6 protein-coding genes are annotated in these 6,878 nt (G+C 72.9%); 2 read left to right on the top strand and 4 right to left on the bottom strand.

All coding sequences use genetic code 11. From position 1 onward, the window contains the following. Positions 1-164: 164 nt before the first annotated feature. The 4 genes from ACIF8S_RS08170 to ACIF8S_RS08155 form a co-directional block, all read right to left on the bottom strand. Positions 165-371 carry a hypothetical protein gene (locus tag ACIF8S_RS08170; RefSeq protein WP_024888251.1) on the bottom strand — a complete coding sequence of 69 codons (207 nt, stop codon included), beginning with the start codon at positions 369-371 and terminating at the stop codon, positions 165-167. Positions 372-600: 229 nt separating this feature from the next. After that, positions 601-1,803 carry a glycoside hydrolase family 64 protein gene (locus ACIF8S_RS08165; RefSeq protein ID WP_399998061.1) on the bottom strand — a complete coding sequence of 401 codons (1,203 nt, stop codon included), beginning with the start codon at positions 1,801-1,803 and terminating at the stop codon, positions 601-603. Positions 1,804-2,154: 351 nt separating this feature from the next. Continuing rightward, positions 2,155-3,045, bottom strand: coding sequence for a Gfo/Idh/MocA family protein (locus tag ACIF8S_RS08160; RefSeq protein ID WP_399998059.1), 891 nt, complete (start codon positions 3,043-3,045; stop codon positions 2,155-2,157). A 142-nt stretch (positions 3,046-3,187) separates the two neighbouring features. Then, entirely contained in the window at positions 3,188-3,604 is a 417-nt protein-coding gene (locus tag ACIF8S_RS08155) for a VOC family protein (protein WP_399998057.1), read from the bottom strand. Positions 3,605-3,814: 210 nt separating this feature from the next. On the opposite strand from ACIF8S_RS08155, the gene ACIF8S_RS08150 reads away from it, so the two are divergent. Then, entirely contained in the window at positions 3,815-4,672 is an 858-nt protein-coding gene (locus ACIF8S_RS08150; protein ID WP_399998056.1) for an aldo/keto reductase, read from the top strand. Positions 4,673-5,005: 333 nt separating this feature from the next. After that, positions 5,006-6,775, top strand: coding sequence for an ABC transporter ATP-binding protein (locus tag ACIF8S_RS08145; protein ID WP_399998055.1), 1,770 nt, complete (start codon positions 5,006-5,008; stop codon positions 6,773-6,775). Positions 6,776-6,878 lie beyond the last annotated feature (103 nt).

The following is a 6,878-nucleotide window of genomic DNA, read 5'->3' as shown; positions in this document are numbered from 1 at the left end:
GCCGCCGTCGCCCCCGCTGTGGGGGGTTCCGCCGGCCCGGCCCCGGGGCGCCGGGCCCGCCGGGCACCGGGGCCCCCCCCCGGGGGGCGGGGGCCCCCCCCCCCCCGGGCCCCGCCGGCGTTCCGCTGCCCGGACGCGGCCGGGGGAGCGGTGAGATGGGGGGATCAGGGAAGGATCTTCTCCATCGCGGAGGGCCCCTCCTCGGCCAGCTTCCGCTTGGCCCACTCGAGGTTCTGCGGAGTGAGGTCCTTGCCGCTGGCGAGAACCAGGTCCTCCGGCGACACGTCGCCGCCGGTGCGGGTGTGGAGCAGGCTGTCCGGGGTGGCGCGGTCCTCGGTCTGCCGGGACGCGTCGGGCTGGGACGTCGACATCTTCTGGCTCCTCGGGGTCCGGAACGCTGGTACGGCCCCGGTGCCGGGCACCGGGTCCGTTACTCAGCCTTCATCGCGGAGGCCCGCCGCGCATCCGGAGCACCCACGGCGCCCTGGGCGAGCGCCCGAGACCCCCTCGGTGCGGAGCCTCCCGTGCCTGCCGGGGTACCTCCCCCGGCCCCGGGGAAACCTGCCCCGCCGGGAGGTGCGCCCCCGGCGGGGAGTCCGCTCACTCGAAGGGCGTGAGGGTGAGCCGCAGGGCGGTCGGCGCCGTGTCCTGGATGTACGAGGCGAAGTCCGCCACGTCGTCGAAGGCGAACCCGTACGCCCGGCCGTCCTCGGTGACCGCGTGCATGGCCTTGGAATAGTGGTTGGTCAGCTCGGTCACGTAGAACTCCGCGGGGTCGGTGGTCGGCTGCTCGGGGTGGCTGAGCAGCGTCGAGCGGTTGAAGCCCGCACCCAGGATCGCGGCGACCGGCCCGGTGGTGCCGTCGTTGGGCGCGGCCAGGGCGCCGTCGCAGAACAGCACGTCACGGGTGGACGGCTTGTCGAACGCGACCTGGGCGGGCCCGTCGAAGGTGAACCGGTCCCCGCGCACCCGCCCCGTGAAGGTGCCCGCGTTGGTGGTGATCGTGAGGTCCCGTCCGGTGTAGGTGCTCCACACCTCGTCGATGTACGGGGCGAAGTAGTCCTCGGCGAACAGGCCGGCGTCGAGGCCGTGACCGGGCGCGATGATCCGGGTGTCGTCCACCACCAGGCGGGAGTACCCCTCCGTCTCCTTGACGGCGGCGAACGCGGCCGCGCGGCCGCCGGAGCGCACCGTGCCCGTGGTCTGCTCGTCGGCACCGGTGAGCCGGATGCCCAGCGGCACGCTGAACATGTCGACCATGGTGGTGTTGCAGAACAGGCCGGCGGAGTTGTAGGTGAACTCCGCGCAGTCGTGCAGCACGCCGAAGTTGGGGTCGGAGGAGACCCAGCCCGCCGGGTACTGCAGCGCCGCCGCGCCGGTGCCGTCCGCGACGGCCTTGAACTTCAGCTTCTCGCCGAGCGCGACGTAGATCCGGCCGGACATGTACGGCAGTGACAGCGTTGTCTCACCGCCGGACAGGCTGATCGCGTAGTCGGTGAAGCCGTCCGCGCCGTTGTCGGCGAGGTCGATCGGGGCGAGCGTGCCGTCGGGGGTGAGCCGGACCTGGCGGCCGTCGGCGTTGCCCACGACGTACAGGTGCACCGAGGCGTTGTCGAAGGCGCCGCTGTTGTTGACGATCGTCAGCGGCAGCGATCCGGCCGCCTTCGTGCCGTCCTGCCCGCCGGACTGGCCGGCGAGGGCGTGGGGGGCGATCGCCGCCGCCGCGGGCAGGGCCACGGCGGCCCCGCCGAGGGCGAAGAGGAGCTTGCGGCGGCCGAGGGTGCGCTGGTGCCGAGGAGTCATGTGGGGGGTCTCCAGAGTGCTCGTGCGGGTTGCGGTTGCGGTTGCGGGTCGGGCGCGGGCCGACCGGCCCCGGGGTGTTGGTGAGAGCGCTCTCAGACCGTGCGTCGGGACCCGCGCGGCACTGATGGTAGGGACCACGGGCCCACCCGCCAACGGGTCCGACTTGTCCCCAACACCCGCTGACCTGCGCCTACTTGAATGCACGACAAAGCACGCACGATCGCTTAACCGGTCCTTAAGGATCGTTTAAGCCGGCCCCGGCCCGACGGCCACGGAGCGCACCGGCGGCACTCCGCTGCGCACCCGTCGCGGGGCGCGGCCGGCCGTGGTGCCGTCCCGGTGCGGAGTGCCTCAGTGGGTGCCGCTGTGCAACAGGGTCTCCGCCGCGGCGAGGATCCGGGTGACCTGGAAGGCGAACGCCGCGTCGCACGGGTGCGGTGTGCCGGTGCCGGCCGCGGCGAGCAGTGCGTCGACGGCCCGGCCGAGCGCGGGCACCGCGTCCTCCGTGGCCTCGGGGAGGACGGTGACCCCGGCCTCACCGCGCAGTTCGACCATGGCGCCGGCCGCGGCCGGGGGAGCGGTCAGGCTCAGGGTGCTGCTGCTGGACGCCCCGCTCGCGTGGTCGAGGACGAGGTGGACGGTGTCCCCGGGCCCGTACGCCGCCGCCGTCACCCGCCGCGGCTCGCCGAGCACCGGGAGCAGCACGGACAGGGCGTGCGGGCCGACGTCCCACAGGGCGCCCTTGTCCTGGCGCCACGGTGAGGCGGCGAAGGGGTTGCCGTCGGAGGTGAACACCGCGCCGAGCCACTGCGCCCGCCCGGTGAACCAGCCGCCCACCCGGGCCTGTTCCTCGATCCACGCCTGCGGCTCCGGCTGGAAGCGGGTGGTGAAGAAGACCACGGAGGCCACGCCCGCCGCCTCGACCGCCTCGACCACCGCACGCCCCTGCGCCACCGTCGGCGCGAGCGGCTTGTCCAGCAGCAGATGCCGGCCCGCCCGAGCGGCCCGCACGGCGAGGTCCGCCTGGACGGCCGGCGGCAGCGCCACGGCGACCGCGTCGACGTCGGCGAGCAGCGCGTCGACGTCGCCGTACGCGCGGACGCCGTGCAGCGTGGCCAGTTCCCGGGCGGCCTCCGGCCTGCGCCCCCACACGCCTGCGAAGTCCACGTCCGCGTGCCCGCTCAGCGCGGGGGCGTGCGCCGCCCGCGCCCACGGGCCGGTGCCGAGCAGTCCGATCCGCATGCCGCCGCCTCTCCCCGGGCCGGTGTCCGCCGCCGGGCCTCCCTGTGCGCCGCGCCCCGCCGGCGCGTGTCCGGCCAGCACGATGATCCCCTCCGGAACGCCGTGTCAACCGCCCGCCGGCCCGCGCGCGACGGGCCGGGACTCAGCCCTGCCGGGTGTTGATGTTGACCATCCACGGAGTGCCGAACCGGTCCGTGCACATCCCGAAGACGTCGCCCCACATCTGCCGCTCCAGGGGCACCGACACCTGGCCGCCGTCGGAGAGCTTGTCCCAGTAGCCGCGCAGCGTGCTCTCCTCCTCGCCGCTGAGGCTCACGGCGAAGTTGTTGCCGGAGGTGTGCTCCATGCCCGGCGGCATGTCCGAGCCCATGAGTGTGAAGCCGTCGGCGGTGGCGGTGAGCATGCCGTGCATGATCTTGTCGGCGTGCTCCTCCCCGGCGCCGCCGGCCTCGCCGAACGTGTGCATGTTCAGCTCCCCGCCGAAGACCTCCTTGTAGTACTCCATCGCCTGCCGGGCGTTCCCGTCGAAGTTGAGGTACGGGTTGAGGAGCGGGGCCATGGGAACCTCCCGTTAGCGAACAAAAGGGTCAACTCCGCGCAGCGTAACGCCGGGACCGGACGCCCGCCCGGCGGAGGCGCCCGACCGGATTCAGCGCCCCGCCTGCTGAATCCGTTCGCTTTCTTCTATTGGATTTCCCGGCCCGCGGCGACCAGGCTGGTACGCGCTTTCCACAAGCGCAGCACGACAGCCGGAAGGGGCTGACGCACCATGCACACCCGTCGTATCGGTGAGGTCGAGGTGTCCGCGATCGGACTGGGCGGGATGCCCATGTCGATCGAGGGACGGCCCGACGAGTCCCGTTCCCTGGCCACCTTGCACGCCGCCCTCGACGCCGGTGTCACCCTGATCGACACCGCGGACGCCTACCACCGGGACGCGGGGGAGGTGGGGCACAACGAGAGCCTGATCGCCAAGGCGCTCTCCACCCACGAGCGGGGCGGGGACGTCCTGGTCGCCACCAAGGGCGGGCATCTGCGACCCGGCGACGGCAGCTGGACCCTCGACGGGCGCCCGGAGTACCTGAGGCGGGCCTGCGAGGCGTCCCTGCGGCGGCTCGGCGTGGACGCCATCGGCCTCTACCAGTTCCACCGGCCCGACCCCAGCGTCCCGTACGCCGAATCCGTCGGGGCGATCCGCGACCTGCTCGACGAGGGGAAGATCCGCATGGCGGGCATCTCCAACGCGAACCCCGAGCAGATCCGTCAGGCCCAGGAGATCCTCGGCGGGCGCCTCGTCTCCGTGCAGAACCAGTTCTCGCCCGCGTTCCGCTCCAGCGAGCCGGAGCTGGAGCTGTGCGACGAGCTCGGTGTCGCCTTCCTGCCCTGGAGCCCGTTCGGCGGCATCTCCAAGGCCGGTGAACTCGGCTCCAGCTACGCGCCGTTCGCGCGGGTGGCGCAGGAGCACGGGGTGAGCGCGCACCAGGTGTGCCTGGCCTGGATGCTGGCGAAGTCACCGGTCGTCGTGCCGATCCCGGGGGCGAGCCGCCCGGAGTCGGTCCAGGACTCGGTGCGCGCCGCCGACCTGGTCCTGAGCGCCGAGGAGATCGCGGAGCTCGACGCGGCCTGAGCGGCCGTTCCCGCGCCCGGCGCCCCCGACGGGCGCCGGGCGCCGTTTCGCGCGCGTCCGGGTGGGTGCGGGGCGCGGGACCGATGCGGTCCCGTGTCGGACCGTTGCGACCACGTGCCGGCCGCGAGGTTCGTGCGCCGGATCGGCGCGGTCCCGTGCCGATCCGTGCGGTTCAGTACGCCGTTCCGATGCGTCTCGTGCATTGGACCGGAACGGAACGGAACGGAGCGGACCGGTGCGGCTGCGTGCCGGACCCGTGCCGTCCCCGCGTGGGGACCGGTGCGGGTTTCCGTGCCGGACCGCGCCGGTTCACAGGGGGAGGACCCATCGGCCATGGCATCGCCGCAGGAAAGACCGCTCGACCACCGCTACCGGGGCGAGCACCCGGTGCGCACGCTCGTCTATCTGTTCCGGGCGGACCGCCGTCGGCTCGCCCTGGCCGTCGTCGTCTTCACGGTCAAGCACAGCCCGGTGTGGCTGCTGCCCCTGATCACCGCGTCCATCATCGACACCGTCGTCCAGCACCAGCCGATCTCACGGCTGTGGACCAGCACCGGCGTCATCCTGGCCGTCCTGCTGCTCAACCACCCGCTGCACGTGCTGTACGTCCGCCTGCTGTACGGCAGCGTCCGCCGCATGGGCACCGCCCTGCGCTCCGCGCTGTGCACCCGTATGCAGCAGTTGTCCATCGGCTACCACTCCCGGGTCAGCGCCGGCGTGCTCCAGGCCAAGGTGGTGCGGGACGTGGAGACCGTCGAGCAGATGGTCCAGCAGACCGCCGAGACCGGGCTCGGCGCGGTCACCGTGCTCGCCGGCGGACTGGTCATCATCGGCGTGCGCACCCCCGAGTTCCTCCCCGTCTTCCTCGTCGTGGTGCCCGCCGCGGCGCTGCTCGTCGCCCGGCTGAGGGCACGGCTGCGCTCCCACAACGAGGACTTCCGCCACGAGGTGGAGACCCTGTCCTCCCGGGTCACCGAGATGACCCGGCTGATCCCGGTCACCCGCGCTCACGGCCTGGAGGGAAAGGCGCTGCGCCGGATGAACGGCACCCTCGACCGGCTGCTCACCTCCGGGATGCGCCTGGACCTGGTCAACGGCCGGTTCGGCTCGCTCGCCTGGGTCGTCCTCAACGTGGTCGGTGTGATGGTGCTGGCCGGCGCGGCGCTGGTGTCGTACTACGACGTCTGGGGCGTCACCGCCGGCGACGTCGTGATGCTCAGCGCCTTCCTGACCACGCTCACCAACTCCACCACCACGCTGGCCGGACTGGCCCCCGTCATCACCAAGGGGCTGGAGTCGGTCCGCTCGGTCGGCGAGGTGCTGCAGGCGCCGGAGCTGGAGGACAACGAGGGCAAGGCGGAGCTCACCGCGCTGCGCGGCGCGGTCACCTTCGAGGGCGTCGGGCACGCCTACGACACCGCCGGCCGCCCGGCCGTGCACGACATCACCCTCGACGTGGCCCCGGGTGAGACCGTCGCCCTCGTCGGCGCGTCCGGCGCGGGCAAGTCCACGGTGCTCAACCTCGTCATCGGCTTCATCCGCCCCACCTCCGGCCGGCTGCTGCTCGACGGCGCCGACATGAACACCCTCGACCTGCGCACCTACCGGCGCTTCCTGTCCGTGGTGCCCCAGGAGTCGGTCCTCTTCGACGGCACCGTGCGGGAGAACGTCGCCTACGGCATGGACGACGCGGACGAGGAGACGGTGCGGGCCGCGCTGCGCGACGCCAACGCGCTGGAGTTCGTCGACCGGCTGCCGCAGGGTCTGGACACCCTGGTCGGGGAGCGCGGGGCCCGGCTGTCCGGCGGGCAGCGCCAGCGCCTGGCCATCGCACGGGCGCTGATACGCGACCCCAAGGTGCTGGTGCTGGACGAGGCGACCTCGGCACTGGACACCCGCTCGGAGGCGCTGGTGCAGGAGGCGCTCGCCCGGCTGCTGCGCGGGCGCACCACGTTCGTCGTGGCGCACCGGCTGTCCACCGTGCGCGGTGCCGACCGGATCGTGGTGATGGCCGACGGCGCGGTCCAGGAGGTGGGCACGCACGAGGAGCTGCTGCGGCGCGGCGGTGCCTACACCGCGCTGCACAGCGGACAGATGGCTTGACGGTCCGGTCATGGAGCGAATGTTTTCGGTCACATTCGGTCAGTAGCGCACAGGAAGTGTGTGCTTCCGCCTCTCTCGGGCATACGCAGCGAAAACGAGAGGG

The organism is Streptomyces sp. NPDC085937, assembly GCF_044540535.1.
Lineage (GTDB): Bacteria > Actinomycetota > Actinomycetes > Streptomycetales > Streptomycetaceae > Streptomyces.
Note: the sequence above shows the minus strand (reverse complement) of the source record. Positions and strands in the feature narration are given on the sequence as shown.